Below are 25,286 nucleotides of genomic sequence, written 5' to 3' on the forward strand. Positions count from 1 at the left end.
GTCACAGTGGCCCCGGGAGGATCGGACATGAACGTCTACGGAATGCGCGCGGAACTCGGGGACGAGGGCGGCGTCAAGATGTGGCACATGACCAAGGACGGCGCGTTGACCGCCCTGTGCAACCGCGACCTCGACCCCGCCGCGCCGGTCGACCACGACTCGGCGTGGGCGCACACCAAGCAGCCGCTCTGTCACACCTGCGGCGCGCTCTACCTGCGCCAGGTGCCCTACGAGAGCATGATCAGCGGCTAGCGCCGCTTCACGGCCGGCGCCGCTTCAGCCCGCCTGACGCTGGCCGAGGCGGGCCAGGTACGCGTTGTAGGCCTCCAGCTCCTGGTCGCCGTTGCGGTCCGCCACGCGGTCCTTGCGCCGGGAGAGCCGCTCCTCGGACTTGGCCCACTGGAAGGTGAGCGCGATCAGCACCACGGCCGTCGGGATCTCGCTGAACGCCCAGGCGAGCCCGCCGGCCAGGTGCTGGTCGGTGAGCGGGTTCACATGGAGCGAGGCCGGCGGGTGCGCGAAGGTGTTCACCATCAGGCCCGAGGCCATCATCACCGCGACGCCGAAGAAGGCGTGGAACGGCATGCCGACGAACAGCTCCAGGATGCGCAGCACGTAGCCGGGGCGGTGCGGGCCCGGGTCCACTCCCATGATCGGCCAGAAGAAGGCCAGGCCGACGGCGAGGAAGTGCACCATCATCGCGAAGTGGCCCCACTGCGACTTCATCAGGAAGTCGAAGAGCGGGGTGAAGTAGAGCCCGTAGAGGCTGGCGATGAAGAGCGGGATCGTGAACGCCGGGTGCGAGATCACCTTGACGTAGCGCGAGTGCAGCAGGGCCACCAGCAGCTCGCGCGGCCCGCGCTTGCCCCGCCCGGCCGGGCGCAGGGCGCGCAGCGCGAGCGTGATCGGCGCGCCGAGCAGCAGCAGGATCGGCGTCAGCATGGACAGCACCATGTGCTGCATCATGTGCGCGCTGAGCATCACCATGCCGTACTGGCCGAGGCCGGTGCAGGTGACCATCACCATCGTGACGAGGCCGAGCAGCCAGGCGACCAGGCGGCCGATCGGCCACTTGTCACCGCGCCGCCACAGCCGGACGCAGGCGCCGACGTAGCCGACCAGCAGCACGCTCGCGAACGCCAGGAACGCCCAGTCCGCCGACGGGTGGAACGCCAGCGCCCGCCCGAAGGTGAAGGGCGCGAGCTCGTGGTCCATACCCGGCATGCCCGGCATGCTGCCCATCGGCGGTCCCTGCTTCCCTCGTGGTGGTGCGCACAGCTACCGCACCAGGGTAGAACCGTCCGGAATGTCCTCCGTCACCGGGTGCCTCGGCGCGCCCCGGCCTGCCGCCGCGTACCTCAGCGCGGCACGAGTGTGTTCTCCGTGCGCCGCCCGGCGAGGTAGTCCTCGACGTTCCTCAGCGTCGCCTCGATGATCTGCCCCACCGCCGTCGCGGTGAAGTACGCCTGGTGGGAGGTCACCAGCACCTGCGGGAAGGTCATCAGGCGCGCCAGCGTGTCGTCGGTCACGCCCTCGAGCGACTTGTCGAGGAAGAACAGCCCCGTCTCCTCCTCGTACACGTCCAGGCCGACCCCGCGCAGCCGGCCCGCGCGCAGCGTCTCGACCAGGGCGTGGGTGTCGACCAGGCCGCCCCGGCTGCTGTTGACCAGCAGCGCGTCCGGCTTCATGCGCGCCAGCGCGCTCTCGTCGATCAGGTGGTGGGTGTCCGGCAGCAGCGGGACGTGCAGGGAGATCAGGTCGGACTCGGCGAGCAGCCGCTCCAGCGAGGTGTACTCCATGCCCAGGTGGTCGCGGCAGTGGGCGTTCTCCGCGATGTCCCAGCCCAGCAGCCGGGTGCCGAAGCCGTGCGCGATCCGGGCGAAGCACTCGCCGATCTTGCCGGTGCCGACGACGCCGACGGTCGTGCCGTGGACGTCCGCGCCCATCAGGCCGTCGAGGCGGAAGTCGAACTCGCGGGTGCGGTTGGCGGCGCGGATCACCCGGCGGTTGACGGCCAGGGCCAGGGTCCAGGCGAACTCGGCCACCGCGTAGGGGGAGTAGTAGGAGACCCGGGCGATGGTGAGCCCGAGCTCGGCCGCGACGTCCAGGTCGATGTTGTTGAAGCCGGTCGACCGCTGCGCGGTCATCCGGGTTCCGCCCTTGGCGAGGGCGTGCAGCGTGGTCGCGTCGAGCCGGCAGTTGACGCTGGTGCTGACCACCTCGTGTTCGGCGGCCAGAGGCGCGGTGTCGGGGTCGAGGAACACCTCCAGACACCGCACCTCGTGACGGCCGGCGAACGCGGCCTCCAGCAGAGGCTTCTCGTCGGCCTGGACACCGTAGGCGAGGATCTCCATACGGCCACGCTAATCGGACATTCCGCCCGATGCTCGGCACGTTCGCGGGCTCCTGGCTCAGATGACCGTTTCTGCTTCGGCGTAGCGCTCCGCCGGGACGGTCTTCAGGTCGGCGACCGCGTCGGCCAGCGGGACCAGGTTGATCGCGGTGCCCTGGAGTGCCGTCAGATGCCCGAACGCGCCCTTGTGCACGGCCTCGACCGCGTGCCAGCCGAAGCGGGTGGCCAGGATCCGGTCGTACGCGGTCGGCGTGCCGCCGCGCTGGACGTGGCCGAGGATGACCGGGCGGGCCTCCTTGCCGAGACGCCGCTCGAGCTCGCCGGAGAGCCGGGTGGCCACGCCCGCGAAGCGCTCGTGGCCGTAGATGTCGATGCTGCCGCGCTCCCACTCCATGGTGCCGGCCTCCGGCTTGGCGCCCTCGGCGACCACCACGATGGCGAACTTCTTGCCGCGTTCGAAGCGCTCGCCGACGACCGCGGTCAGCTTGTCGATGTCGAACGGCCGCTCCGGGACGACGATCGCGTGCGCGCCGGCGGCCATGCCCGCGTTCAGGGCGATCCAGCCGGTGTGGCGGCCCATCAGCTCGACCACCATGACGCGCTGGTGCGACTCGGCGGTGGTCTTCAGGCGGTCCAGCGCCTCCGTGGCCACCGAGACCGCCGTGTCGAAGCCGAAGGTGACGTCCGTGCAGGCGATGTCGTTGTCGATGGTCTTCGGCACGCCGACGACGGGCAGGCCCGCGTCGGAGAGCATCCGGGCGGCCTTGAGCGTGCCCTCGCCGCCGATCGGGATGATGCCGTCCAGGCCCAGCCGCTCGCACATGGCGAGCGCGGCGGGGACGCCGTCACGCAGCTTGCTCGGCTGCACCCGGGTCGAGCCGAGGATCGTCCCGCCCTGGGCGAGGATGCCGGAGACGGAGTCCAGCGTCAGCTCGCGGTAGTCCTCTTCGAGCAGACCGCGCCAGCCGTCCACGAAACCGATGATCTCGTCGCCGTGGTCGACCACACCGCGGTGGACCACGGACCGGATCACGGCGTTCAAACCTGGGCAGTCCCCACCACTGGTCAGCACACCAATACGCATCGTTCAACTACTCCCGAGCAGAGCGCGGTGACCGGAATCGGACAAAACAACCCTATCGCGATGATACCGAGCGTCGGCTTCCGGTCAGGCCGGCCCGGTCGCCAGGGCGGCGCCGTCGGCGCCCTGCGGGGGGAGTGTGAGGGTGGGCGCTGGAGGCTCGGCAGGGGTGTGCGTGAGTCTTCAGCGGTGTTCGGTTGTCTCGCTTCTGCCCGCTGCCCTGAGTCGTCCGCTGCCCGCGGCTCAGGAGGCGGTCTGGGCCGCCGCGATGCGCTCCGCGCGCAGCGCGTCGTACCAGGTGTTGTCCGCCGGCGGCAGCGCGCTGACGTCGAGGGCCAGCTTGATCAGCAGGTCCGCGACCAGCGGGTTGCGCGCCATGACAGGCCCGTGCAGGTAGGTGCCGAACACGGTGTCCCGCCAGGCGCCCTCGGTGCCCTCGCCGGTGCCGTTGCCGCCGCCGACCGTGACCTGCGCCAGCGGCGAGACGCCCTGCCCCAGGTGGGTGACGCCCTGGTGGTTCTCGAAGCCCGTCAGTGTCGGCAGGCCCAGACGCGGGTCGGGCTCGGCGACGATGTCGCCGACGTTGCGCTTGCCCTCGCCGCGCGTCGACCAGACGTCGAGCAGGCCGAGGCCCGCGGTCCGCTCGCCGCGGTCGTCGATGAACTCGTGGCCGAGGATCTGGTAGCCGGCGCAGACCGCGAAGACGATCGCGCCGTTCTCCACGGCTCGGCCAAGGCCCGGGTCCTGCCGCAGCCGCTCACCGGCGAGCCGCTGCGGACGGTCCTCGCCGCCGCCGATCAGGTAGATGTCGCCGCTGGTCGGCACCGGCTGGTCGGAGCGCACGTCGACGCGCTCGACCTGCAGCCCGCGCTGCCGGGCCCGGCGCTCGACGACGAGCACGTTGCCGCGGTCGCCGTACGTGGACAGCAGGTCCGGGTAGATCCAGATCAGCCGCAGGGCACTGTCAGTCATGACGGGGAGTCCTCTTCCTCAAGTCCCGGGCCGGCGTCAGTTGGGGGTCGCCACGTCGCGGCGCAGCTGCTGGAAGGCCGTGTAGTTGGCGATCGCCTCGATCCGGCCCTGCGGCGCCATCGCCACGGCCTGCTGGATCGAGTCGATCACCTGGAACTGCACGCCCGCGACCTCGAGCCGCACCGCGAGGTCCAGCTTGCGCTGGCCCATCACGAAGACGGGGTGGCCGACCAGACGCTCGTAGTCGACGTCCCACAGCCAGGAGGTGTCGGTGCCGTCGGCGGAGAGCGCGTTGACCGAGAGGACCACCGGCGCCGGCGCCGGGTCGATCAGGCTGAACGTCTCCAGCCAGCCGGCCGGGTTCTTCGCCAGCAGCAGCCGCACCTCACGACCGTTCACCAGCACCGACTCGTAGCGGCCGGCGACGGCCTGCACCGACTCCATGCGCTGGAGCGCGATCTGCGGGTGCACGCCGAAGACGGAGACGACGGCGGCGGTGCTCGTCGCGTTGGACAGGTTGGCCCGGCCCGGCAGCTGGAGCCGGATCGGCCACGGGTTGCCCTGCGGGTCCACCACGAACTCGCCCTGGAGCGCCCAGTGCGGCTGCGGACGGCGGAAGCCGCAGCTCGGGCAGAACCACTCTTCGTCCGGGCGCTGCATGACGCCGCCGCAGCTCGGGCAGGACCAGGCGTCCTCCTTGTAGGCCTGGCCGGCCGCGACCCAGATGACCTTCTTGCAGGACGACGCCGCCCAGGTGACCAGCGGGTCGTCCGCGTTGGCGATGATGACGGCCTCGGTCCCGGCCAGACCCTCGCGCCACTTCTCGGCCAGCATGCGCGTCTCGGAGGAGCGGTCCAGCTGGTCGCGGGAGAGGTTGAGCAGGGCGATCGCCTTCGGGTTGGTGTCCCGGGCGACCATGTTCAGGTACTTCTCGTCGACCTCGATCACGCCGAAGCGCGCCTCGCCGCTGTCGGCGAGCGCGGAGGTGATGCCGGCCGGCATGTTCGCGCCGAGCGCGTTGGAGACCACGGGGCCGGCGGCCTTGAGGGCCTCGGCGATCAGACGGGTCGTCGTGGTCTTGCCGTTGGTGGCCGAGACCAGCACGACGTCCAGGCCCTCGGAGACGCGACGCAGCAGGTCCGGGTCGAGCTTGAGGGCGACCCGGCCGCCGATCACCGATCCGCTGCCGCGGCCGGCTGCGCGCGACACGGCGGCGGCGGCCTTGCCGGCCGTGACGGCGAGCTTGGCACGGGCGTTCAGCGAGGCCGAGGGCGCGGCCGGATCGGGATGCGCTGACATCGGTTGCTTTCCTCCTGCGGGACGGCCTGCGGGGCGTGTGTGCCCCCGGCTGTCCGTAGCCTACCGGCACGATCGGTTCCGGCGTCGGCGGCGTCCACGACCCGGGCTGCGGCGAGCGGGCCGGCGGCGGCGGGACGGCGGCGGGACGGCCGTGGGGCGGCGCCGGGACGGCCGTGGGGCGGCGGCCCGTCAGGGGCACATAGAGTCCTCCCATGCTCTCCCGCATTCCCGGCAGCGCCGGCACCGTCCATCCCGTCACCGCCTGGGCTTCGCCGGTGCTGCGCACCCCCTGCGCGCCGGTCGAGAGCTTCGACGAGGAGCTGGTCTCCCTGGTGGAGTCCATGTTCGCGACGATGTACGCGGCCGACGGGGTGGGGCTGGCGGCCAATCAGATCGGTGTCGGCCTGCGCGTCTTCGTCTACGACTGCCCCGACGACGAGGACGTGCGCCATCTGGGCCACATCGTCAACCCGGTCCTGGTCGAGGCGGACGGGGTCGTGATCGCGGGCGAGGAGGGCTGTCTCTCCCTGCCGGGCCTGCGCGCGCAGACCCCCCGCTACGACCGGGCGGTGGTGCGCGGCCAGGACCTCACCGGCGCGCCCGTCGAGATCGAGGGCACCGGCTTCTTCGCCCGCTGCCTCCAGCACGAGGTCGCGCACCTCGACGGAGGCGTCTTCCTCGACGAGCTGAGCGGCTGGCGCAGGGCGCGGGCGCTGCGCCCCATGCGGCGCGCCGACTGGTACGTGCCCGCCGGTGAGGCCGGCGGCGACGCGGCGGTCGGCGGGGGCCGCGCATGACGGACCAGTGGTGCGCGCAGCCGGAGCGCTGGTCGGTGCAGGACGACGACGGCGTCGTCGTCGCCGACTTCGTGCAGGTGCGCGGGCTGCTGCGCGGCCACGACTTCTGGTGGGCGGCGGATCTGCGCCCCGCGCCGGAGGCGGACCCGGCCCACGCGGCGGCGGTCGTCCGGCGTCGCCTGCCCGGCTGGATGGCCGAGCTGCGGGTCACCGGACCGCAGGACGCGTTCGCCCGCCTGCTGCTGGACGCCTCGTTGAGCCGGGGCCGCTACGCGCACCACTACGTCTGGGACTTCGGCGCGCTGGCCCCCGATCCGGCCTGGTCCGAGCCGGCGCTGCCGCCCGATCTCGCGCTCGTCCCGCCGCAGGAGGTGAGCCCGCGGCGGCTCTTCCGGGTCCACCGCCGCGCGTATCCGGGCACCCACCCGGACCACCCCGCCGGGGACTTCGAGCGCCTCGCCCAGCTGATCGGCGGCAGCCTCTTCGGCGGCCTGCTGGGCGGCAGCGCGGTCGCCCTGCGCGGGCGGCGCCCGGTCGCGGGCATCATGGTCGGCCAGGAGAACGGCGACTCGTCCCTGGCGGCCGCGGTCCTGCCCCGGGCGGGTCACTCCGTCGCGGACCTCGCCCTCACCGGGCCCGCGGTCGTCGACCTCTTCCGCGACCCGGAGGACTCCCACCACGGCCTCGGCGGCCTCCTCCTCCGCCGCGCCCTCGCGCTCACCGCGAAGGAGGGCGCCCCCTCCCTCTCCCTCACCGTCACCGAGGGCAACCCCGCCCGCCACCTCTACACCCGCACGGGCTTCACCCACTCCCACAGCACGGTCGCCCTCCGCCTCCCGCAGTAACCCGTCCGTACGAGCTACCCCGACCGGCGGGGCGTCCTTGCCGCGGTTGCGGCTCCCCTGCCCGTCGGCACGTGCCCTGGCGGGCGCAGTCGGGGGTCGGGCGGTCTTGGGGGAGTCGGGATCGGCGTGGTCGACTCGCGCGGCAGCAGGGCATGAGGCGGGTGTCGCCAGGTGCTCGGCAGAAGCGGTGCGGCCGTCGGTGGGCGTCCTTGCCGCGGTTGCGGCTCGCCTGATCGTCGGCACTTGCCCTGCCGGGCGCAGTCGCGGGTCGGGCGGCCTCGGGAGAGTCGGCATCGGGGTGGTCGACGGCGCGGCGGCTCGCGGCGCCCGGGGGGCCGTGCGCTGACGCGGGGTCCGGAGCGCCTGCCGGCGGGCGCTGGCCGGGCGGTGCGTCAGTCGGAGCTCAGTTCGCCGTGGCGCCCGGGCGTGGGTCGCGGGTTTCCTCGCGGCCGTGGACGCCGTTGTGGTTGTTCGTCGCGGAGGGGTTGTCCGCGGCGGCGGCCAGGCGGCCCCAGAGGAGGTCGGCGAGGGTCTGGACCATGCGGTCGCGGGGGAGGCCCGGCTGTTCGAGCCACCAGTCGCCGGAGGCGAGGACCATGCCGGTGATCGCCTGGCCCCAGGCCGCCGCCAGCAGCTCGCGGTCCGGGCCGAGGTCGATCTGGCCGGCGATCGCCGCGCTCAGCTCGGAGGCGATGGCCTGGAGGGTGGGGGCGAGCGGGCCGGCCGGGGAGAGGCCGTCGGCGGCGGGGTCGGGGTGGGCGAGGAAGCGGTAGACCTGGGGCGCGGACTCGATCACGGCGAGGTAGGTGTCGAGGACGTTCTCCACCAGCTCGCGCCGCTCCAGCGGAGCGGCCAGCGCCTCGCGGATGCGGTCCAGCAGGGCGGTGCTGTGCCGTTCCGCCAGCGCCTGGTAGAGGCCCGTCTTGTCCTTGAAGTGCCGGTAGAGGATCGGCTTGGTGATGCCCGCCTCCGCCGCGATGGCGTTCATGCTCGCGCGCGGACCTTCCCGCCGGACCACCCGGTCCGCGGCGTCCAGCAACACCTCGCGCCGGTCGGCGCGGTCGGCGTGGTCGGGGCTCGCCATTGCCTTGACATCCTTACTGCCTGGTAACAAACTGTGGAGCGCGTTACCGACGGTAACACCTGGCGGAAGTAAATCCAGTCCGCGCGTCGCGCCCGGGGAGACACACACCTATGACCGGCTTCAACCTCGCTCTCAACGACGACCAGATCGCGGTCCGCGACTGGCTGCACGGATTCGCGCGAGACGTGATCCGCCCCGCCGCCGCCGAGTGGGACGAGCGCGAGGAGACCCCCTGGCCGATCATCCAGGAGGCCGCCAAGGTCGGCATCTACTCGCTCGACTTCTTCGCCCAGCAGCAGTTCGACCCGACCGGTCTGGGCATCCCGATCGCGATGGAGGAGCTGTTCTGGGGTGACGCGGGCATCGCGCTCGCCATCGTCGGCAGCGCGCTCGCCGCGGCGGGCGTCGTCACCAACGGTACGCCCGAGCAGGTCGGAACCTGGGCGCCGGAGATGTTCGGCACCCCGGACGACCCCAAGCTCGCCGCCTTCTGCTCCTCCGAGCCGGACGCCGGCTCCGACGTCGCCGCGATGCGCACCCGCGCCGTCTACGACGAGGCGAAGGACGAGTGGGTCATCAACGGCACCAAGACCTGGGCCACCAACGGCGGCATCGCCCACGTCCACGTGGTCGTCGCCTCCGTCGACCCGGCGCTCGGCGCGCGCGGCCAGGCCTCGTTCATCATCCCGCCGGGCACGCCGGGCCTGAGCCAGGGCCAGAAGTTCAAGAAGCACGGCATCCGCGCCTCGCACACCGCCGAGGTCGTCCTCGACAACGTGCGCGTCCCGAACTCCTGCCTGCTCGGCGGCAAGGACAAGCTCGACGAGCGGATGGCCAAGGCCCGCGAGCGGGCCGCGGCCGTCGCCCGCGGCGAGAAGGTCGAGCAGGTCAAGAACGCCGCCATGGCGACCTTCGAGGCGTCCCGCCCGGCCGTCGGCGCGCAGGCGGTGGGCCTGGCCCGCGCCGCGTACGAGGAGTCGCTGGAGTACGCGAAGACCCGCGAGCAGTTCGGCCGGCCGATCATCGACAACCAGGGCATCGCCTTCACCCTCGCCGACATGCGCACCCGCATCGACGCCGCCCGCATGCTGGTCTGGCGCGCCTCCTGGATGGCCGCCACCGGGCAGCCCTTCACGGCGGCCGAGGGCTCCATGTCCAAGCTCTACGCGGGCGAGACGGCCAAGTGGGTGACCGCCCACGCCATCCAGATCTTCGGCGGCAACGGCTTCACCCGCGAGTACCCGGTCGAGCGGATGCACCGCGACGCCGCGATCTACACGATCTTCGAGGGCACCAGCGAGATCCAGCGCCTCGTCATCGCCCGCACCCTCTCCGGCCTGCCGATCCGCTGACGCCCGGTCGACCAGGCGGTCGGACCTCAGGCGGGCGGACCTCAGGCGGTCGGACCGTCGGCCGGGCGGACCTTCAGGCGGGCGGTGTCCCGCGCGCCTGAAGGTCCGTGAGCACCAGGTCGAGCAGCCCCGGGAAGCGCGCGTCGAACTCCGACCGCCGCAGGCGGTTGAGACGCCTCGGGCCCGCGTCGCGCTGTTCGAGGAGGCCGGCCTCCCGCAGGATCGCGAAGTGGCGGCTCAGTGTCGCCTTGGTGACCGGGACGTCGAAGCTGCCGCAGGCCCGCTCCCAGTCGCCGGATCCGGCCAGGGTGCGCACGAGAGTCCGGCGGACGGGGTCGGCGAGGGCCAGCAGCGCGGTCTCCAGGCTCACCTGGTCCAGTTCCGCGTGCACCGGCGCGGCCCGGTGGCTCGACGTCATGGCGCTTGCTCCGTCCGTCGGCGTCGAAGTGTTCGTCGTCGTGCTGACACTCTAGTGCGGCGCGCGCCGAGCTCCTCGCGCTGCTCGCCCGCTACGCGGTGCTCGCCGGGGAGGCGCCCGGCAGGGTGCGGGAGCCGGGGGCCCGGCTCGGCGGCGGCTCGGGACGGGCGGCCGGCTCGGCGTCCAGCTCGCGCCACTCCGGCCGCAGACCCGTGAGCGTGGTCACGGCGCAGTAGAGCAGCCCGGCCGTCGCCGCGACCGGAGCGAGGGCCACGGCCCCGAGCGCGGCGCCCGCGATCAGGCCGCCGAGCGGGACCCCCGCCCAGGAGACCGCGTCCGCGACGGAGATGACGCGGCCGACCAGATCGCGCGGGATCCGCTCGTACACCGCGGCCGCCAGGATCGGGTTGAGGAAGCCCGCCGCGAAGCCCGAGACCGCGCTGACCGCCAGCACCACGCCCAGCGGCGCGCCGAACGCGAGCACGAGGAAGCGCGGCGCGCCCGCCACGACGAAGCCGGCCAGGAAGGTGACGCGGCGCGGCAACCGCTCGCCGAGCCACGCGGCGACCAGCCCGGCCGCCGCCGAGGCCGCGCTCATCACCGAGAAGACCGCGCCGACCGCGCCCACCCCGAGCCCGTGCCGGTGCACCCAGACGGGGATCAGCACCGCCGACCACGCGGCGTCCAGGAAGTTGGTGGCCACGGTCAGCCCGACCGCCGTCGCCAGCAGGCGGTTGCCGCGCAGGAAGGCGAAGCCCTTGCCGAGCCGCTCCCAGTAGCCCGCGTCCTCGTCGGCCGCCTCCTGCGCCCGGCGCTCCGGCGCGGCCAGGGCGGTGGCCGCGGCGCTCAGCAGGAAGGTGAGGGCGTTGAACACCAGCGCCGTCGCCGCGCCGAATCCGGCGACGGCCGCCGCGCCGAGGGCCGGGCCGGCGGTGATGGCCAGCCGCTCGGCCGCGCCGGACAGGCCGGTGACCCGCTCCAGCGGAACCCGGGCGTCGTCGGCGGCGTCCGGCGTCATCGCCACCTTGGCCGCGTCGCCCGGCCCGCGCACCGAGCCGATGACGGCGACGAGCACCAGCAGCAGCCAGATCGGCAGCGCCCCGGCCGCGTGCGCGATCGGCACCGCCAGCACGGCTGTCGCGCTGACCAGGTCGCCGAGCAGGCTGATCCGGCGCGGCCCGATCCGGTCGATGGCCGGACCGGCCGCCGCCTTGGCCAGCACGTAGGGGCCGAGTTCGCAGAACGCGGTCAGGCCCGTCAGCGCGGTGCTGCCGGTGGTGGTCAGCACCAGCCACGGCAGCGCGACGGCGGAGACGCGGGTGCCGGTCAGTGACAGCGCCTGGGTCAGCAGCAGACCGACAAGCCCGCGATAGCGCGTCGGCCTGGCGCTCCACTTCGGGCGGATTTGGGCGGGGGAGGGGGTCTGGTCTGCCACGAAGTCAGCCTAGAAGGCGAACCCGCCCCTGAAGAGGGGTCGGTGACAGCGCATCCACCGCATGAGGGAGTGGGCCGTCGGGTCGCTGACGACGTGAGATACGTCTCGGGGTTGGCTGAGTCTTGCCTGTGAAGCCCCCAGTCGCCATGCTTCCTCTCAGTTTCATCTGAATCGGGGGGTCCTGTTCGGCCTGCCCGGATTCCTATCTCCATGGGGGGCTTGATGGGCAGACAGTCGAGCGGCGTCGCGGCGCCGCAGGAACGACGACCACGTGGGTCGAGGCGTCTCGCCTGGGCGCTGACCGCGGCGGCGGTCCTGGCCGGGGCGGTCTTCGGAGGGCAGGCGCTGGCGTCCTCCGCGCCGAAGCCGCCGTCGACGGCGCAGCAGGAGAAGGGCATGGTCGCGGGCCGTCCCTTCCAGGACCCGGCGGACGCCGACACCTCGGCCGCCCAGCGGATCACGATCACCCTCGACGCGCACCGCACGCGCTTCGACCTCGCCGGTCGCAAGGTCTGGGGGCAGTCCTACAACGGCAGCTTCGTCGCCCCGACGATTCGGGTCGCGCCCGGCTCCGCTGTGACCATCCGGCTGGTCAACCACCTGACGGTCGCCACCAACCTGCACTTCCACGGCCTGCATGTGGCGCCGACCGGCGTCTCGGACGACCCCTTCCTGTGCGTGGCGCCCGGCAAGTCGCTGACCTACCGTCTGGCGATCCCCAAGGACCACCCGCAGGGCACCTTCTGGTACCACAGTCACGCGATGGGCACGACGTGCCCGAAGCCGGGCCAGATGGTCGCGGACGACATGGACGACGACATGTCCGGCCCGATGAGCGGCATGAGCGGCATGGGTGGGACGACCGGTACGGGCGGGACGAGTGCGTCGCCCGCCGCGTTCATGCCGGGCGACGTGGAGAACCAGATCTCGGCCGGTCTGTCCGGCGCGCTGATCGTCGGCGACGACCGCACCCTGCTGCCGCAGAAGCTGCGTCACATCACCGCGCACACGCTCGTGTTCAAGGACGCCCAGATCGACGCGGGCGGCTCGATCGTGCAGAACACCGGCAGCTCCTCGATCGACTCCGGCGCGCCGACCGTGCGCCTGGTCAACGGCCAGCTGCGCCCGGTGCTGTCGATGCGGCCGAACGAGACCCAGCTGTGGCGCCTCACCAACGCGGGCGCCGACATCTTCTACCGGCTCCAGCTGGACGGCTACAGGTTCACCGTCGTCGGCGAGGACGGCACCCCCGTCGCCAAGGTGCGCACCGCCTCCTCGCTGCTGCTGCCGCCGGGCAAGCGCTACGACGTGCTGGTGACGGCCGGTCCCCGGCCGGGCGGCGCGTGGCTGCGGACCCTCGCCTACTCCAACGGCCCGCAGGGCGACAGCTACCCGGACACCCAGCTGCTCCGCCTGGACGTGCACGGAGCCCGTGCCACGCGGCTGCCGGGCGTCTCCGGCCGCGTCCCGACCGCCGCGCCCGACCTGGCCGGCGCGAAGATCGCCCAGAAGCGGAAGCTCGTCCTCTCCGAGAGCGCGGACGGCGACAGCTTCTACATCAACGGCAAGCAGTTCATGATGAGCGACGGTTCCGCCTTCGCCACCCCGGCCAAGCTGGGCACGGTGGAGGAGTGGACCATCTACAACACCTCCGGTGAGATCCACCCCTTCCACCTGCACACCTCGGACTTCCAGGTGATGTCGGTCAACGGCGTGCCGCAGCCCTACACGAACCGGCAGGACATCATCCCGGTGCCGTACGAGCAGAACGGCAAGCCGGGCGAGGTGGTCATCCGGATCGCGTTCGACGACTTCCCGGGCCGCTACATGTTCCACTGCCACATAGCCGCGCACGAGGACAACGGGATGATGAGCTTCATCGACGTCGTCCGCTGACCTCGCGGGCAGGGCCCGGCCCCCGGGCCCTGCCAAGCGGATCCAGCCAAGCGGGACCAGCCGAGCGGATCTACCGTGGTGGGGGAACGATCCGAGACACCTCGCAGCCACCCGGGAGGACCCCATGCCCGGTTCCACCACCATCGGCCGCACCGAGCGGCTGGTCATGCTGAGCCACCACGACGCAGAGCGCCTCGCCGAGACGATGGAGCGCCTGTCGACCATGCTCGCCGCCGACGACGCGGACCGGATGACCGACCCGCAGGTCGCCAAGCTGTGCGGCGGCGACGCCTCGATGCGCGGCGACTACGCGCACTGGGCCGCCGAGGTCGGCGCGTTCATCCGCGGCCACCTGTAGGAAGAGGCCACCTCCCCGCCAGAGGCTGCCCCCAGGAAGAACGGCGCAGCCTCGGGGACCGCTCGAACCCGGCGAAACCGCAGGGCCCGCAGGCCGCGGGCTCTGCTAATCTGCGTCCATGATCTCCGCGCCGACCCGTCGAATGATGCGCCCCTACCGGGGCTGCTGAACGACGCACGCGCGCGTCCGAGAAGGCCCCGTCCCAGGGGCCTTTCGCATGACCGCGAGCCGCAGGCCCCTCCCGCACCGACGCAGGAGAAGAGCCCGATGAGCTACTACGTCACCACCACCATCCCGTACGTCAACGCCCGCCCGCACCTGGGCTTCGCCCTGGAGCTGGTCCAGGCGGACGTGCTCGCCCGGCACCGCCGGTCGCGCGGCGTCGCGGTGCGGTTCCTCAGCGGAACGGACGAGAACTCGCTCAAGAACGTGCTCGCGGCCGAGGCCGAGGGCGTCGCCGTCCAGGACCTCGTCGACCGCAACGCCGCCGCCTTCGCCGAGCTCGCGAAACCGCTCGCGCTCTCCTTCGACGACTTCATCCGCACCAGCCGCGACCCGCGCCACCGCGCGGGCGTGGCCCACCTCTGGGCGCGCTGCGCCGAGGCCGGCGACTTCTACCGCCAGGCCTACACGGGCCTGTACTGCGTGGGCTGCGAGGCGTTCTACGGCAGGGACGAGCTCGTCGACGGCCGCTGTCCCGACCACGGGACCGAGCCGCAGGAGGTCAGCGAGGAGAACTGGTTCTTCCGTCTGTCGCGCTACCAGGAGCAGCTCCGGGAGCTGATCACCAGCGGTGCGCTGCGCGTCGAACCCGTCTCGCGGCGCAACGAGGTGCTGGCGCTCATCGACTCCGGCCTGCGGGACTTCTCCGTCTCCCGCAGCCGCGCCCGCGCCCGGGGCTGGGGCATCCCGGTGCCGGGCGACGAGGACCAGGTCGTCTACGTGTGGTGGGACGCGCTCGGCAACTACGTCACCAGCCTCGGCCTCGGCGGCGAAGGCGACGCCCCGGCGGAGGACTTCCAGCGCTGGTGGGCGGGCGACGGCGAGCGCGTCCACCTGGTCGGCAAGGGCGTGCTCCGCTTCCACGCCGTCTACTGGCCCGCGATGCTGCTGTCCGCGGGCCTGCCGCTGCCGACGCGGGTGCTCGTGCACGACTACCTGACGGTGTCCGGCCGGAAGATCAGCAAGTCCGCGGGCGACGTGGTGGACCCCGCCGAGCTGGTCGCCCGCTACGGTACGGACGCGGTGCGGTGGTGGCTGCTGCGGGAGGTCCCGCGCGTGGGCGACGCGGACTTCACCGAGGAACGGCTGGTCGCCCGCGCGGACGCGGACCTCGCCGACGGCTTCGGCAACCTGGTCCACCGGGTGGTCACCATGGTCCACCGCTACCGGAACGGCGTCGTCCCGGAAGCCGCGGTGGAGACCACCGCCACCGCCGAGCTCCGCGCGGTCTGCGCCCGCGCGGCAGGCCGGGTGGACGCGGCCCTCGACGCCTTCGACTACCGGGCGGCGGCTGCGGCGGTCTGGACCCTGGTGGAGGAGGCCAACCGCTGCATCGACCGCACCCGCCCGTGGGAACTGGCCAAGTCCGAACGCGGCGGCGCCCGCTCGGCCGCTCTGGACGCCGCGCTGGCCGCCCTGGTCTCCGCCTGCCGCCAGGTCGGCGAGGAACTGCGCCCGTTCCTCCCGGACGCGGCCGAACGCATCGTCGAGCGGTGCACGCCGGTGGGCGGCGTACTGCCGACGTCCACCCCGCTCTTCGCCAAGCTGGGGGAGTGAGCGCGCACGTCGGCCCCCGAGTACCGGACGCGTGCGCGGGGGCCGACTACCTGTTCCGCTAGAAGGCCCCCGAGATCAGGACCGGTCGGTTCGGGTCGGCGTAGTCGATCCGGCACCGCAGGTTGCCGCTCGAGGTGCAGGTGGCGTCCGCGACACCGGCGGTGACGGTCGCCGCGATCTTCACCTGCCCGGCGCCGCCGGAGGACGCGTAGACCACCTCGGACGGTCCGTCGATCGGCACGGTGGCGATGACGTTCGGGAACAGCCGCTCCGGGTAGTCGCCGCTGCCCTGCTGGGAGACCCGGGTGAGCCCGGGGTAGGGGACGCTCGAGTCCGTCACGATCCGCACGATCCCCGCGTTCACCCCGGGCAGCCCCACACCCGGGAGACCGGCGGTCGGGTCCCCGTCGAACGACCCGACGTTGTTGTCGCCGCCGGCGTTGAAGACGTCACCCCCGGCGAACTGGTTGCCGTCGCCGAAGACCACGAGCGGGCCGTCCCGGTGTTGGGCGGCGGCGACGGCGGTGCCGGGCAGCACGGCCACGGCGGCTGCGGCGACGAGGACGGCGGCAAGACTCTTCACACTGCGGATCACGGTCCACCTTCCGATTGCGGGATGTCGCCCACGACCGTAGGAAGCCGTCAACCCGGGGCGAGGGACCGTCGCACTCACGGGTGGTGTCGCTACGCCGATCGCTCGTGCGGGGATGTCAGGACGCCAGCGCGTCCTGAAGGCCCGTCACGGCCTCGGTCAGGATGGAGGCGTCGAAGATGATCTCTGGCGGGGTGCCGTCCTCGGACTCCGACCAGCGGCTGAAGGCGTCCCGCACCGGGGTGATGTCGACCGGCGCTCCCACGCGCACGGCCTGGGCCGCGTGGGCGAGTTGCTCGCGGACGACCGCCGCGAAGGCGGCCGCGCCGGGGGACTCGCCCTCGGCGGCGGGGACGTGGGCCTCGATCAGCATCGTGGTCCGGCCGATGGCGGAGACTGCCGCGCGGGCGTCGGCGAGTTGGGAGGGGCGCAGGCCCCGCTCGCGGACGGGTTCCGCCTCGGCGGATGCCTCCGTCGCGGTGAGCGCGGCCCGCGCCTGGCGGTGGTCGAGCAGGGCGTCGCGCAGGGCGCGCCGGTTCCGGGGGGAGGGATCGCCGAAGGCGTCGAGGCCGGCGGCGGCATAGCGGCCCGCCGCGTCGATGTAGTCGGCGAGGCGGTCCGGCAGCCGCACCGTCTGCCAGGTCGGCCAGACCGCGTACGCGGCGAAGGCGAGGAGCCCGCCGAGCAGCGTCATGCCGACGCGTTCCTCGGCGGTGTACCGGACGACCAGCCCGTCCATCGACAGCAGGAAGACGACGTAGACGGAGACCAGCGCGCTCAGCGCCATGTAGCCGGCGCGCATGCTCAGGTACGCGCAGCCGACCGCGACGACGGCCAGCAGACCGCAGACCCATGGCGCCGGCTTCGCCAGCACCATGACGACCGAGGCGAGTCCGACGCCGACGACCGTGCCCGCGAGCCGGGCGACGCCGCGGGTGTAGGTCTGGGAGAACTCAGGGCGCATGATCATCATGACCGTCATCGCCGCCCAGTAGCCGTGCCCGAACGGCAGTAGCAGGCCGAGGCCCTCCGCGAGGGTGACCACCACGGCGACCCGCACCGCGTGCCGCATGACGGGCGAGCGCTGCGTCCAGTGCCGCTTCACCGCGGCCACGGTCAGCGGCAGCAGGGCGCGCACGCCGGGGCGGCGCAGGTAGCGCGGCTGGTCGTCGTCGACGGGGGAGTCGAGCGCGTCGGTGACCTCGGCCAGCAGGCCGATCAGGCGCAGCGCGGTGTGCCGGGCGATGCCGTGGAGCACGGGCCCGCCGTCGGGGATGGCCAACGCGCGGTAGGCGCGCTCGGGGACCTGCGCGCCCTCCCCGCTGCGGATCGAACGTGCCGCGGCGTCCAGGATCTCGGCGGCGGCTCCGAGCAGTTCGCGCGCCCGGTCGCGCTCGCGGCCCTCCTCGGCCGCGCCCACGCGCGGATCGGCGAGCGCGGCCAGCGCCGGACGCAGCCGCTCGACCAGCGAGCGGACCCCGGCCAGTTCGGAAGGCCGGCTGCGCGCCTGACCGGGCGTCACCATCGCGGCCTCGCGTGCGGCCATCAGCGGATCGGGGTCGAACAGCGCGAACGGGTCGTGCCGCAGCCGCCGTGCGTAGTCGGCCATCGACGCGCACGCCTCGGCCAGGGCCTCGCGGTGCGCGCCCCACCGGTCCACCGGCCACAGCACGACCAGCAGGGCCTGGATGACTCCGCCCGCCGCGATCACGCCCGCGTGCTGCGCCGCCTCCGGCACGCTCGCGGGCAGCGTGACGGCGACGATCATGACGGTGACGGCCATCGACGCCAGGATGCCGGCCGTCTGTCCCGCGACCCAGGCCATTCCGGCCGCGAACGCCCACACCGCGAGCACCGTGAGGAACAGCGGGTGCCACGGCGAGACGACATAGCCGACGAAGGTGCTCACCGACAGCGCCAGCGCGGTCGCCAGCGCCAGCCACGGACGCGGCCGGTAGCTGCGCTGGAAGGTGGCCATCCCGGCGAGCTGCGCCCCGAGCGCGGCGGACGTCGCCATCGCCGGCCCGCCGAGCGCGAGCGCGCCGAAGAGCGCGATCGCGACGCCGAGGGCGCCGCGCAGCGCGGCCAGTGGCTGGTTGGTGGCCCGCTCCACCGTCAGCCCGGACCGGGTGGCGGTCTTAAGCGAGCGGTACCAGGCCGAGCCGGAAGCGGAGGATGCCATCGCCGGTCAGCTTAGTTGAACCGGCCCTGGTTGCTTCGGCTGCGGCCCGCGCCGCCGGTTACCCGCAGAGGTTCACGTGGCGCACGGTCAGCACGGCGTTCGCCGCGTCGATCAGCCGGGCACGCGAGAGGCTGCCGTCGTTGACCGCGGCCACGACCGCGTTCGCCGACTGCGCGGTGAGGCCGGGGGTGTCCGGCTCCTCGCTGAACATCACCATGTCCGCTCCGGCGCGCAGCGCCTGGACCGTCGCCTGGGGGACGGAGTAGCCCGCGGCGGAGATCGCCTTGGCGTCGAGCGCGTCGGTGACGACCAGGCCGTGGAAGCCGAGCTTCCCCTTCAGCTCGTCGTTGATGATCGTGGGCGAGAGGGAGGACGGAGTCGACGTCACGCCGGGGACGGTGTCGTTGGAGATCATGACCGCCGGCGCCCCGGCCGCGATCGCCGCCTGGAACGGCGCCAGGGCGGACTGCTGCAGGCTGGACCACGGGAGGGTGTGGGCGGGGCCGAGGTCGGAGTTGTAGCTCGAGCCGCCGATGCCGGGGAAGTGCTTGACGACGGGGATCACGCCGCCGGCCGTCATGCCCTTCAGGTACGCCACGCCGTCGCGGCCCACCACGGACGGGTCGCCGCTGAAGGCGCGCCACCCGTCCGGGTTCTGCGCGCTGGGCGCGGCGTTCGTGCCGTCGACGTCGACGACCGGGGCGAGGTCCATGTTCACGCCCGCCGCGGCCATCTTCTGCGCGACGGAGGTCGTGGCCTGCTGGATCTGCGCCGGGCTCCAGTTCCCGCCCATGTACGCGGGCCACGGCAGCGAACCGACCAGGTTCGCCATCCGCTGGATGCCGCCGCCCTCCTCGTCCGTCATCACCAGCAGGCCGAGGTTGCCGGGCACGTGCGACTTGAGCGCGCTGATCTGGCTGCCGAGGTTCGCCGGCGCGGAGCTGCCGAACAGCACGATGCCGCCGGCGCCCGCGGCGACCTCCGAGGTGGCGGCGGAGACGTTGTTCTCGTCCACGGGGACGGCGATCGTCGTCATCGCGAGCCGCTGGTTGGACCAGGTCGCCAGCTTGGAGGTGTTGGAGCAGGTCGGCGCTGCCGCGTCCTGCGAGCCCGCCGGGGCGCTGCTGCGCTTGGACGGCTGCTGCGCGGGCGCGGTGCTCGCGCTCGGGCTGCCGGTGCCTGCGCTCTTCGCGCTCGGGCTGGCGGCGCCCGTGCTCGCGCTGGGCGCGGCAGCGGGGCCGGAGGCGGACGAGGTGGCGCTCTGGGCGGGCCCGCCGCAGGCGGCGAGCGGCACCACGGTGACGGCGGCGAGCGCGGCCACGCCCAGCGCGGCGGAGCGGGTGCGGCGGTCGGTCATGGTGAGGGCTTCCGGTCAGGGGGCAGAGTCGTTTGCTCGTTCCACTGTCCGGGTTGGGGACGATTTATCCAAGGAAGGGAGAGAAGGGTCACTCCAAGGTGATTCCTTTGGATCAGTCCGGGATCAGCCCTGAATCAGCCCTTGATCAGCCCTTGATCGGCCCTGGATCAGCCCCTCGGCTGCTCGTTCCAGGACGCGATGACCGGGCGGCCGTGTTCCGTGCTCAGGCGGCTGATCGTGCCCGTGGCCAGCTGGAACAGCGCACCGTCCGAGGGCGGCAGACCGAGTCGGCGCGCCGCCAGGACGCGCAGGAAGTGCGCGTGCGCCACCAGCACGACGTCGCCGCCGCGGCCGTTCTCCAGCGCCGCCTCGGCCTTGGCGATCACCCGGTCGGCGCGCAGGCCCACCTCCTCCGGCGTCTCCCCCGGGTGCTCCGGCGGGCCAGGGGCGACACCGTCCGTCCACAGGTTCCAGTCCGGGCGGGTGCGGTGGATCTCGCGCGTGGTCACGCCCTCGTACGCGCCGTAGTCCCACTCCACCAGATCCGGGTCGACCACGGCGTTCAGCCCGGCCAGCTTCGCGGTGTCCTGCGCCCGCTGCCTCGGGCTGACCAGCGCGAGGCAGATCTTGTGCTCGGCCAGCAGCGGCGCGAGCGCGCGGGCCTGCGCCTCGCCGTTCGCGGTGAGCGGGATGTCGCTCCAACTGGTGTGCTGGCCCGACAGCGTCCAATCGGTCTCGCCGTGCCGCACCAGGATCAGGTCACTCATGCCGCCACGCTACCCGTCGGTGCGCGCCCCCGCCCGGACGCCTGCGCGAATTCGGTCGCCCCGAACTGGGCGTCTGTCCTACCGTGCCGGGACATGAGCAGTCGACTGCGCGCTATGGCCGCGCGGAACCAGGCCATCGCCGAGACCGGGCACTACGTGGCCGACGACGGCACAGAGGTCGCGATCGGCGCGGCCCTGGCCGCCGCCGTCGCCGGCACGCGCTGCTACGGCCCCGACGAGCGGCTCTTCGCGCCGACGGGTGGCGGGGACCGCGCCACGGTGATCGAGGTGACGGGGGAGGGCAGCCTGACCGCGGCCCGTCGACTCGCGGCCGACGGCCCGGTCGCCGTGCTGAACTTCGCCTCCGCGCGCAACGCGGGCGGCGGCTACCTGGGCGGCGCCCGCGCGCAGGAGGAGGACCTGTGCCGCAACGCACTCCTCTATCCCTGCCTGCTGCGGGCCCCGGAGTACTACGAGGCCCACCGCGCGTCCGACGACCTCCTCTACAGCGACCGCGTCATCTGGTCCCCGTCGGTGCCCGTGCACCGCGGTGAGCGGGGCGAGCTCTCGGCCGAGCCGTTCCCGGCGTCCTTCCTCACCAGCCCGGCCCCGAACGCCGGCGCGCTGCTGCGCCGCGACCCGGACGCGGGCCCGCGGATCCGCGCCGCGCTGCTCCGCCGCTCCGGCCGGGTGCTGGGCGTGGCGGCGCAGCAGGGCGCGCGGCAACTGGTGCTGGGGGCCTGGGGGTGCGGCGTCTTCCGCAACGACCCGCACGACGTCGCCTCGGCCTTCCGCTCCTGGCTCGCCCCGGGCGGGCCGTACCACGGAGTCTTCGACCGGGTGGTCTTCGCGGTCTGGGACCGCAACGACCCGTCGGCGAACCGCAGCGCCTTCGCGGCGACCTTCGCGGCGTAGCCGCGTCGCCCCTGAGCGGAGCGCCCGGCCGCGGCGTGGTGGCCTGCCGCGAGCCGGCGCTGAAGACGGGGCCGGCCGCCCTCGCCGAGTGGGGCGGCGCGGCGGCGCGGCACGCGGGGGCACCCCCGCGAGGCCCGCGCTCCTGAGCGGAGCGCCCGGCCGCGCGGCCGGGCGCTCGCGTCCGAGGAAGCCGTGCCGTCGGCCGGTTCCATCGCTCTCGGCTCACACAAGGGATCCCCCGGCGAGGCTGGCTGCGCGTGTCGCCCGCCGGCTGCCAAAGCCGTGCCTCACCTCAGGTGCCGGACCTCCACCGGGACGACGCGACCGCCGACGTCCACCGTGTCGTCCGGGCCCGGGCGGGTGAGGATCTGCGAGCCCACGCCCTGCCGGATGTCCAGCGCCCGGCTCAGCTCCGCGGTCAGCACGACCGCGGCCGCGCCCGTCGCCTCGTCCTCCTCGATGCCGTCGCCGCGGCCGGGGAAGCCGCGGGTGCGGACCGCGCCCGACGTCTCGTCGGCCCAGGCCCAGGCGTAGAGCCAACCCGTCCCCAGCGGCGGCACCGTCAGTGCGTCCACCTCGGCGACGCTGCCGTACTGCCGCGTCCTGCGACCTGACGCCCACTGCGCGCGGCCGCGGATCCAGTGGAACTCGCCGTCCTGCCACGCCGGGACGTGCCCCGCCTCCGGCCGCAGCGCCTCGACCGTGAGGCCCTCCCGGCGCAGCAGCCAGGACGTGCCGACGAGGGGGTGCCCGGCGAACAGCAGGCGGGCGCTCGGGGTGTAGATGTCGACCCGGCCGCTTGCCGCGTCGTCGACGAAGACGGTCTCGGAGAAGCCCAGCTCCCGCGCCAGTTCCTGGCGCTCCTCCCGCTCGGCGTACGCCGAGCCGTCCAGGACCACCCCCAGCGCGTTGCCCGCCGTGCCACCAGGGCCGCAGAAGACGCGCAGCACATGAAGATCACTCATGGCCCCATCCAAGCAGCCTCAGCCCGGCCTCAGCCGATGTCGAGGCCCGCGTAGTTCTCCGCCAGCTCGGCGGCCGCGTGCCGCGAGGAGGCGATCCGGTCCAGCTGGGAGAGCTGGAGCCGGGTGCGGAACGCGGACTGCTCGGGGTCGGTGTGCAGCGTCGTGGTCATGAACCACGAGAAGTGCTCGGCCCGCCACACGCGGCGCAGACAGGTGTCGGAGTAGGCGTCGAGCAGGTCCGTCGACCCGCTCGCGCGCAGAGCGGCGAAGGCGCGGGCCAGGACGACCACGTCGGCCGCCGCGAGGTTCAGGCCCTTCGCGCCGGTCGGTGGCACGATGTGGGCGGCGTCCCCGGCGAGCAGGATCCGGCCGAAGCGCATCGGTTCGGTGACATGGCTGCGCATCGGCAGCACGGCCTTCGAGGTGATCGGCCCGCGCTTCAACGACCAGCCGCCGTCGAGCGCGAGGCGGGCGTCGAGCTCGTCCCAGATCCGCCCGTCCGGCCAGTCCGCAGGGTCCTCGCCGTTCGGCACCTGGAGGTAGAGGCGGCTGACGGTCGGCGAGCGCATGCTGAGCAGCGCGAAGCCGCGCGGCGAGTGGGCGTAGACGAGCTCCTCGCTGGACGGCGCGACGTCCGCGAGGACGCCGAGCCAGGAGTAGGGGTAGACGCGCTCGTAACTGCGCAGCTCCTGCTGGGGTATCGCCCGTCGCACCACGCCGTGGAAGCCGTCGCAGCCGACGACGTAGTCGCAGGCGAGCGTCCGCTCACGCCCCAGATGGCGGTAGTGGACGACGGGTCGGTCGGTGTCGGCGCCGCTGACCCGGCTGACTTCCGCCTCGAACGCGAGCGGCGCGCCGTCGGCGAGCTGGAGCGCGATCAGATCCTTGACCACCTCGGTCTGGGCGTAGACCCAGACCCGGCGGCCACCGGTCAGCGCGGGGAAGTCGATCCGGTGCGCGCGGCCGTCCCAGCGCAGCTCCACACCGTCGTGAACCAGGCTCTCCCGGTCCAGGCGGTCGGCCGCGCCGCAGGACCGCAGCGCGTCGACGGTGCCCTGCTCCAGGATCCCGGCGCGCTGGCGCTGCTCGACGTAGGCGCGGTCGCGGCTCTCGAGCACCACGCAGTCGACGCCGGCCCGGTGCAGCAGCCGCGCCAGGAGCAGGCCGGCCGGGCCGGCACCGACGATGCCGACGGTGGTGCGCTCCGGCAGGGTGGCGGTGTCGGTCATCGGGCGGGCCCCGCTTCCTCGGTGTCGGCGGTGGTGTCGGTGGCGTCTTCCCGGAGCACCCGGTTCGCGACGGCGAACGCGGAGTTGGCGGCGGGGACGCCGCAGTAGACGGCGGACTGGAGCAGCACCTCGCCGATCTCCTCGACCGACAGCCCGTTGCGCAGCGCTGCGCGCACGTGCATGGCGAGTTCCTCGTGGTGGCCCCGGGCGACCAGCGCGGTGAGCGTGATGCAGGAGCGGGTGCGCCGGTCCAGGCCGGGCCTGGTCCAGATCTCGCCCCAGGCGTAACGGGTGATCAGCTCCTGGAAGGGCGCGGTGAAGGCGGTGGTGGCCGCGACGGCGCGGTCGACGTGCGCGTCGCCCAGCACCTCCCGGCGCGTTGTCATACCCCGGGTGTAGACCTGGTTCCGGGTGGGGGACGCGGGGTCCCCCCGATGGTCGGACAGGAGGTCGTCGAGAGCGGCCAGCACGCGGTCGGGCCGCTCGGCCGGGGCCAGGTGGGCGGCCCTGGGCAGCTCGACCAGGGTGGAGTCGGCGATGCCGTCCGCGAGTTCGCGGGCGTCGGCCGGAGGCGTGGCGGGGTCCTCGCGCCCGGCGAGGACGAGCGTGGGCGCGGTGATCCGCTTCAGCGCCGGCCGCAGGTCGAACGCGGCCAGGGCGTCGCAGCAGGCGGCGTAGCCGGTCGGGTCTGCGGCGCGCAGGTCCGCGAGGAGGGCACGGGCGGTCGGGGAGCCGGCGAACGCAGGGGTGAACCAGCGTGCGGTGGAGGCGTCCAGCAGCCCTGACAGACCGTGGGCGCGCACCGCGGCGGCGCGGTCGTGCCAGCCCTGCGGTTCGCCGAAGCGCGCGGACGAGCAGATCAGAGCGAGCGAGGTGACGCGCTCGGGGTGGTGGGCGGCGAGATGGGCGCCCACGGCGCCGCCGAGCGAGACGCCCGCGTAGGCGAACCGTTCGAGTCCCAGGCGGTCGGCCAGGTCGAGGACGAGCCCGGCCAGCTCGCCGACGGTGGTGGCCGTCGGGCCTGCGGCAGCGCCAGCGGTCGTGCTTGCCGCCGTGCTCGCGGTCGTGCCCGCAGCGCGCAGCGACGGGAGCACGGTGGCGGCGGTGCCGCCGTGGCCGGGGAGGTCATAGCGCACCACGCGGTGCGTGCGGGCCAGCGTGGGGACGAGCCCGTCCCACAGGGCGAGGGAGGTCCCGAGCGAGGGCCCGAGCAGCAGCGGCGGAGCGTCGGCGCGGCCGTCGATGCGATGGTGCAGGGCGGGCGGGAGCGGCGGGTGCGGCGGGTGCGGCGGCAGGGTCACGGGCTGGGGTCCTGGTGCGGGCGCGCGGGGCGCGGCTGGTCGGCGGGGGGCTGGTCGGGTCGCCTCCGGTCGAGGCTGGGCCGGTCGTGGCCGGGCGGGCCGGGGTTCGGCTGGCTCGCGCGCGGCTGGTCGTGGCCGGGCTGGTCGGTGCTCGGTTGGCTCGCGCGCGGTTGGCTCGGGTGTGGCCGGTTGGGACGGGGTTCGTCGGGGCTGGGCTGGTCGTGGCCGGGCGGGCCGGGGTTCGGCTGGCTCGCGCGCGGCTCGTCGGGGTGTGGCCGGTTGGGACGGGGCTCGTCGGGGTGGGGCTGG

At 73.5% G+C, this 25,286-nt stretch carries 23 protein-coding genes and 1 pseudogene; 8 read left to right on the forward strand and 16 right to left on the reverse strand.

Annotated elements, in window-relative coordinates:
* Positions 1-27 precede the first annotated feature (27 nt).
* Positions 28-252, forward strand: a complete 225-nt coding sequence (locus TR50_RS09025; RefSeq protein WP_042417306.1) for a hypothetical protein — start codon at positions 28-30, stop codon at positions 250-252.
* A 24-nt stretch (positions 253-276) separates the two neighbouring features.
* On the opposite strand, the gene TR50_RS09030 is transcribed toward TR50_RS09025, so the two are convergent.
* The 5 genes from TR50_RS09030 to TR50_RS09050 form a co-directional block, all read right to left on the reverse strand.
* Positions 277-1,242, reverse strand: coding sequence for a cytochrome c oxidase assembly protein (locus tag TR50_RS09030; protein ID WP_042417309.1), 966 nt, complete (start codon positions 1,240-1,242; stop codon positions 277-279).
* Between the two features lie 116 nt (positions 1,243-1,358).
* On the reverse strand, positions 1,359-2,354 hold the full coding sequence (locus TR50_RS09035) for a 2-hydroxyacid dehydrogenase (RefSeq protein WP_042417312.1): 996 nt from the start codon (positions 2,352-2,354) through the stop codon (positions 1,359-1,361).
* 57 nt (positions 2,355-2,411) lie between these two features.
* Positions 2,412-3,437 carry a 6-phosphofructokinase gene (locus TR50_RS09040; RefSeq protein ID WP_042417315.1) on the reverse strand — a complete coding sequence of 342 codons (1,026 nt, stop codon included), beginning with the start codon at positions 3,435-3,437 and terminating at the stop codon, positions 2,412-2,414.
* 240 nt (positions 3,438-3,677) lie between these two features.
* Entirely contained in the window at positions 3,678-4,406 is a 729-nt protein-coding gene (locus tag TR50_RS09045) for a type 1 glutamine amidotransferase (protein WP_042417318.1), read from the reverse strand.
* Positions 4,407-4,442: 36 nt separating this feature from the next.
* Positions 4,443-5,705, reverse strand: coding sequence for a MurT ligase domain-containing protein (locus tag TR50_RS09050; protein ID WP_042417322.1), 1,263 nt, complete (start codon positions 5,703-5,705; stop codon positions 4,443-4,445).
* 212 nt (positions 5,706-5,917) lie between these two features.
* Here TR50_RS09050 and def point away from each other — a divergent pair, with 212 nt between their 5' ends.
* Together def and TR50_RS09060 are read left to right on the forward strand one after the other, a co-directional pair.
* Positions 5,918-6,502 (forward strand): peptide deformylase, encoded by a 585-nt coding sequence (gene def, locus TR50_RS09055; RefSeq protein WP_042417324.1) that lies wholly within the window; start codon positions 5,918-5,920, stop codon positions 6,500-6,502.
* A complete protein-coding gene (locus TR50_RS09060) occupies positions 6,499-7,347 on the forward strand; it encodes a GNAT family N-acetyltransferase (RefSeq protein WP_042417327.1) in 849 nt (282 codons plus the stop codon). Before def ends, TR50_RS09060 begins: the two co-directional genes overlap by 4 nt.
* A gap of 403 nt (positions 7,348-7,750) precedes the next feature.
* Here the strand turns inward: TR50_RS09060 and TR50_RS09065 are convergent, their stop codons facing one another.
* Positions 7,751-8,431, reverse strand: coding sequence for a TetR family transcriptional regulator (locus TR50_RS09065; RefSeq protein ID WP_063775037.1), 681 nt, complete (start codon positions 8,429-8,431; stop codon positions 7,751-7,753).
* Between the two features lie 110 nt (positions 8,432-8,541).
* Between TR50_RS09065 and TR50_RS09070 the strand changes: the two genes are divergently transcribed.
* Positions 8,542-9,783 (forward strand): acyl-CoA dehydrogenase family protein, encoded by a 1,242-nt coding sequence (locus tag TR50_RS09070; protein ID WP_042417331.1) that lies wholly within the window; start codon positions 8,542-8,544, stop codon positions 9,781-9,783.
* Between the two features lie 73 nt (positions 9,784-9,856).
* Here TR50_RS09070 and TR50_RS09075 read toward each other — a convergent pair whose 3' ends face one another.
* Positions 9,857-10,201, reverse strand: a complete 345-nt coding sequence (locus TR50_RS09075; protein ID WP_042417335.1) for an ArsR/SmtB family transcription factor — start codon at positions 10,199-10,201, stop codon at positions 9,857-9,859.
* Between the two features lie 91 nt (positions 10,202-10,292).
* A complete protein-coding gene (locus TR50_RS09080; protein WP_236654344.1) occupies positions 10,293-11,636 on the reverse strand; it encodes an MFS transporter in 1,344 nt (447 codons plus the stop codon).
* A gap of 222 nt (positions 11,637-11,858) precedes the next feature.
* Here TR50_RS09080 and TR50_RS09085 point away from each other — a divergent pair, with 222 nt between their 5' ends.
* From TR50_RS09085 to metG, 3 genes are all read left to right on the forward strand, one after another.
* Positions 11,859-13,532 (forward strand): multicopper oxidase family protein, encoded by a 1,674-nt coding sequence (locus TR50_RS09085; protein WP_052440862.1) that lies wholly within the window; start codon positions 11,859-11,861, stop codon positions 13,530-13,532.
* A 124-nt stretch (positions 13,533-13,656) separates the two neighbouring features.
* Positions 13,657-13,890 (forward strand): hypothetical protein, encoded by a 234-nt coding sequence (locus TR50_RS09090; RefSeq protein ID WP_042417338.1) that lies wholly within the window; start codon positions 13,657-13,659, stop codon positions 13,888-13,890.
* A gap of 267 nt (positions 13,891-14,157) precedes the next feature.
* Positions 14,158-15,669, forward strand: a complete 1,512-nt coding sequence (metG, locus tag TR50_RS09095) for a methionine--tRNA ligase (RefSeq protein WP_042417341.1) — start codon at positions 14,158-14,160, stop codon at positions 15,667-15,669.
* Between the two features lie 58 nt (positions 15,670-15,727).
* Here metG and TR50_RS09100 read toward each other — a convergent pair whose 3' ends face one another.
* The 4 genes from TR50_RS09100 to TR50_RS09115 all read right to left on the reverse strand — a co-directional run bounded on the left by TR50_RS09100 (position 15,728) and on the right by TR50_RS09115 (position 20,567).
* Positions 15,728-16,264 carry a hypothetical protein gene (locus TR50_RS09100; protein ID WP_042417354.1) on the reverse strand — a complete coding sequence of 179 codons (537 nt, stop codon included), beginning with the start codon at positions 16,262-16,264 and terminating at the stop codon, positions 15,728-15,730.
* 115 nt (positions 16,265-16,379) lie between these two features.
* Positions 16,380-18,443, reverse strand: a complete 2,064-nt coding sequence (locus TR50_RS09105; protein WP_042417359.1) for an FUSC family protein — start codon at positions 18,441-18,443, stop codon at positions 16,380-16,382.
* Positions 18,444-18,501: 58 nt separating this feature from the next.
* Positions 18,502-19,800, reverse strand: a complete 1,299-nt coding sequence (locus tag TR50_RS09110; protein ID WP_042417361.1) for a glycoside hydrolase family 3 N-terminal domain-containing protein — start codon at positions 19,798-19,800, stop codon at positions 18,502-18,504.
* 167 nt (positions 19,801-19,967) lie between these two features.
* Positions 19,968-20,567 carry a histidine phosphatase family protein gene (locus TR50_RS09115; protein WP_042417363.1) on the reverse strand — a complete coding sequence of 200 codons (600 nt, stop codon included), beginning with the start codon at positions 20,565-20,567 and terminating at the stop codon, positions 19,968-19,970.
* Between the two features lie 93 nt (positions 20,568-20,660).
* Here TR50_RS09115 and TR50_RS09120 point away from each other — a divergent pair, with 93 nt between their 5' ends.
* A complete protein-coding gene (locus TR50_RS09120; protein ID WP_042417365.1) occupies positions 20,661-21,482 on the forward strand; it encodes a TIGR02452 family protein in 822 nt (273 codons plus the stop codon).
* 287 nt (positions 21,483-21,769) lie between these two features.
* Here TR50_RS09120 and TR50_RS09125 read toward each other — a convergent pair whose 3' ends face one another.
* From TR50_RS09125 to TR50_RS48580, 4 genes and pseudogenes are all read right to left on the reverse strand, one after another.
* Positions 21,770-22,447: a PhzF family phenazine biosynthesis protein gene (locus TR50_RS09125; RefSeq protein WP_042417368.1), complete on the reverse strand. Its 678-nt coding sequence runs from the start codon at positions 22,445-22,447 to the stop codon at positions 21,770-21,772.
* Positions 22,448-22,476: 29 nt separating this feature from the next.
* The gene (locus TR50_RS09130) at positions 22,477-23,676 is read right to left on the reverse strand and encodes a 4-hydroxybenzoate 3-monooxygenase (protein WP_042417371.1); all 1,200 of its coding nucleotides are present in this window, start codon (positions 23,674-23,676) and stop codon (positions 22,477-22,479) included.
* Positions 23,673-24,977 carry a bifunctional 3-oxoadipate enol-lactonase/4-carboxymuconolactone decarboxylase PcaDC gene (gene pcaDC, locus TR50_RS09135; protein ID WP_236654345.1) on the reverse strand — a complete coding sequence of 435 codons (1,305 nt, stop codon included), beginning with the start codon at positions 24,975-24,977 and terminating at the stop codon, positions 23,673-23,675. The genes TR50_RS09130 and pcaDC overlap by 4 nt, the downstream gene beginning before the upstream one ends.
* A pseudogene (locus TR50_RS48580) lies at positions 24,974-25,286 on the reverse strand (hypothetical protein); the annotation flags it as partial. The gene pcaDC and the pseudogene TR50_RS48580, both read right to left, overlap by 4 nt.

This window comes from Streptacidiphilus anmyonensis, from assembly GCF_000787855.1.
In the GTDB taxonomy this organism is placed as follows: Bacteria; Actinomycetota; Actinomycetes; order Streptomycetales; family Streptomycetaceae; genus Streptacidiphilus; species Streptacidiphilus anmyonensis.

What these genes read in the sequence shown, in the direction of transcription:
- TR50_RS09085 (WP_052440862.1), top strand. Translation starts at nt 11,859, where the DNA reads ATGGGCAGACAGTCGAGCGGCGTCGCGGCGCCGCAGGAACGACGACCA.
- TR50_RS09050 (WP_042417322.1), bottom strand. Translation starts at nt 5,705, where the DNA reads ATGTCAGCGCATCCCGATCCGGCCGCGCCCTCGGCCTCGCTGAACGCC.
- TR50_RS09040 (WP_042417315.1), bottom strand. Translation starts at nt 3,437, where the DNA reads ATGCGTATTGGTGTGCTGACCAGTGGTGGGGACTGCCCAGGTTTGAAC.
- TR50_RS09035 (WP_042417312.1), bottom strand. Translation starts at nt 2,354, where the DNA reads ATGGAGATCCTCGCCTACGGTGTCCAGGCCGACGAGAAGCCTCTGCTG.
- TR50_RS09025 (WP_042417306.1), top strand. Translation starts at nt 28, where the DNA reads ATGAACGTCTACGGAATGCGCGCGGAACTCGGGGACGAGGGCGGCGTC.
- TR50_RS09070 (WP_042417331.1), top strand. Translation starts at nt 8,542, where the DNA reads ATGACCGGCTTCAACCTCGCTCTCAACGACGACCAGATCGCGGTCCGC.
- TR50_RS09130 (WP_042417371.1), bottom strand. Translation starts at nt 23,676, where the DNA reads ATGACCGACACCGCCACCCTGCCGGAGCGCACCACCGTCGGCATCGTC.
- TR50_RS09125 (WP_042417368.1), bottom strand. Translation starts at nt 22,447, where the DNA reads ATGAGTGATCTTCATGTGCTGCGCGTCTTCTGCGGCCCTGGTGGCACG.
- TR50_RS09090 (WP_042417338.1), top strand. Translation starts at nt 13,657, where the DNA reads ATGCCCGGTTCCACCACCATCGGCCGCACCGAGCGGCTGGTCATGCTG.
- TR50_RS09110 (WP_042417361.1), bottom strand. Translation starts at nt 19,800, where the DNA reads ATGACCGACCGCCGCACCCGCTCCGCCGCGCTGGGCGTGGCCGCGCTC.
- TR50_RS09030 (WP_042417309.1), bottom strand. Translation starts at nt 1,242, where the DNA reads ATGGGCAGCATGCCGGGCATGCCGGGTATGGACCACGAGCTCGCGCCC.
- TR50_RS09105 (WP_042417359.1), bottom strand. Translation starts at nt 18,443, where the DNA reads ATGGCATCCTCCGCTTCCGGCTCGGCCTGGTACCGCTCGCTTAAGACC.
- def (WP_042417324.1), top strand. Translation starts at nt 5,918, where the DNA reads ATGCTCTCCCGCATTCCCGGCAGCGCCGGCACCGTCCATCCCGTCACC.
- TR50_RS09120 (WP_042417365.1), top strand. Translation starts at nt 20,661, where the DNA reads ATGAGCAGTCGACTGCGCGCTATGGCCGCGCGGAACCAGGCCATCGCC.
- metG (WP_042417341.1), top strand. Translation starts at nt 14,158, where the DNA reads ATGAGCTACTACGTCACCACCACCATCCCGTACGTCAACGCCCGCCCG.
- TR50_RS09075 (WP_042417335.1), bottom strand. Translation starts at nt 10,201, where the DNA reads ATGACGTCGAGCCACCGGGCCGCGCCGGTGCACGCGGAACTGGACCAG.
- TR50_RS09115 (WP_042417363.1), bottom strand. Translation starts at nt 20,567, where the DNA reads ATGAGTGACCTGATCCTGGTGCGGCACGGCGAGACCGATTGGACGCTG.
- TR50_RS09060 (WP_042417327.1), top strand. Translation starts at nt 6,499, where the DNA reads ATGACGGACCAGTGGTGCGCGCAGCCGGAGCGCTGGTCGGTGCAGGAC.
- TR50_RS09045 (WP_042417318.1), bottom strand. Translation starts at nt 4,406, where the DNA reads ATGACTGACAGTGCCCTGCGGCTGATCTGGATCTACCCGGACCTGCTG.
- TR50_RS09065 (WP_063775037.1), bottom strand. Translation starts at nt 8,431, where the DNA reads ATGGCGAGCCCCGACCACGCCGACCGCGCCGACCGGCGCGAGGTGTTG.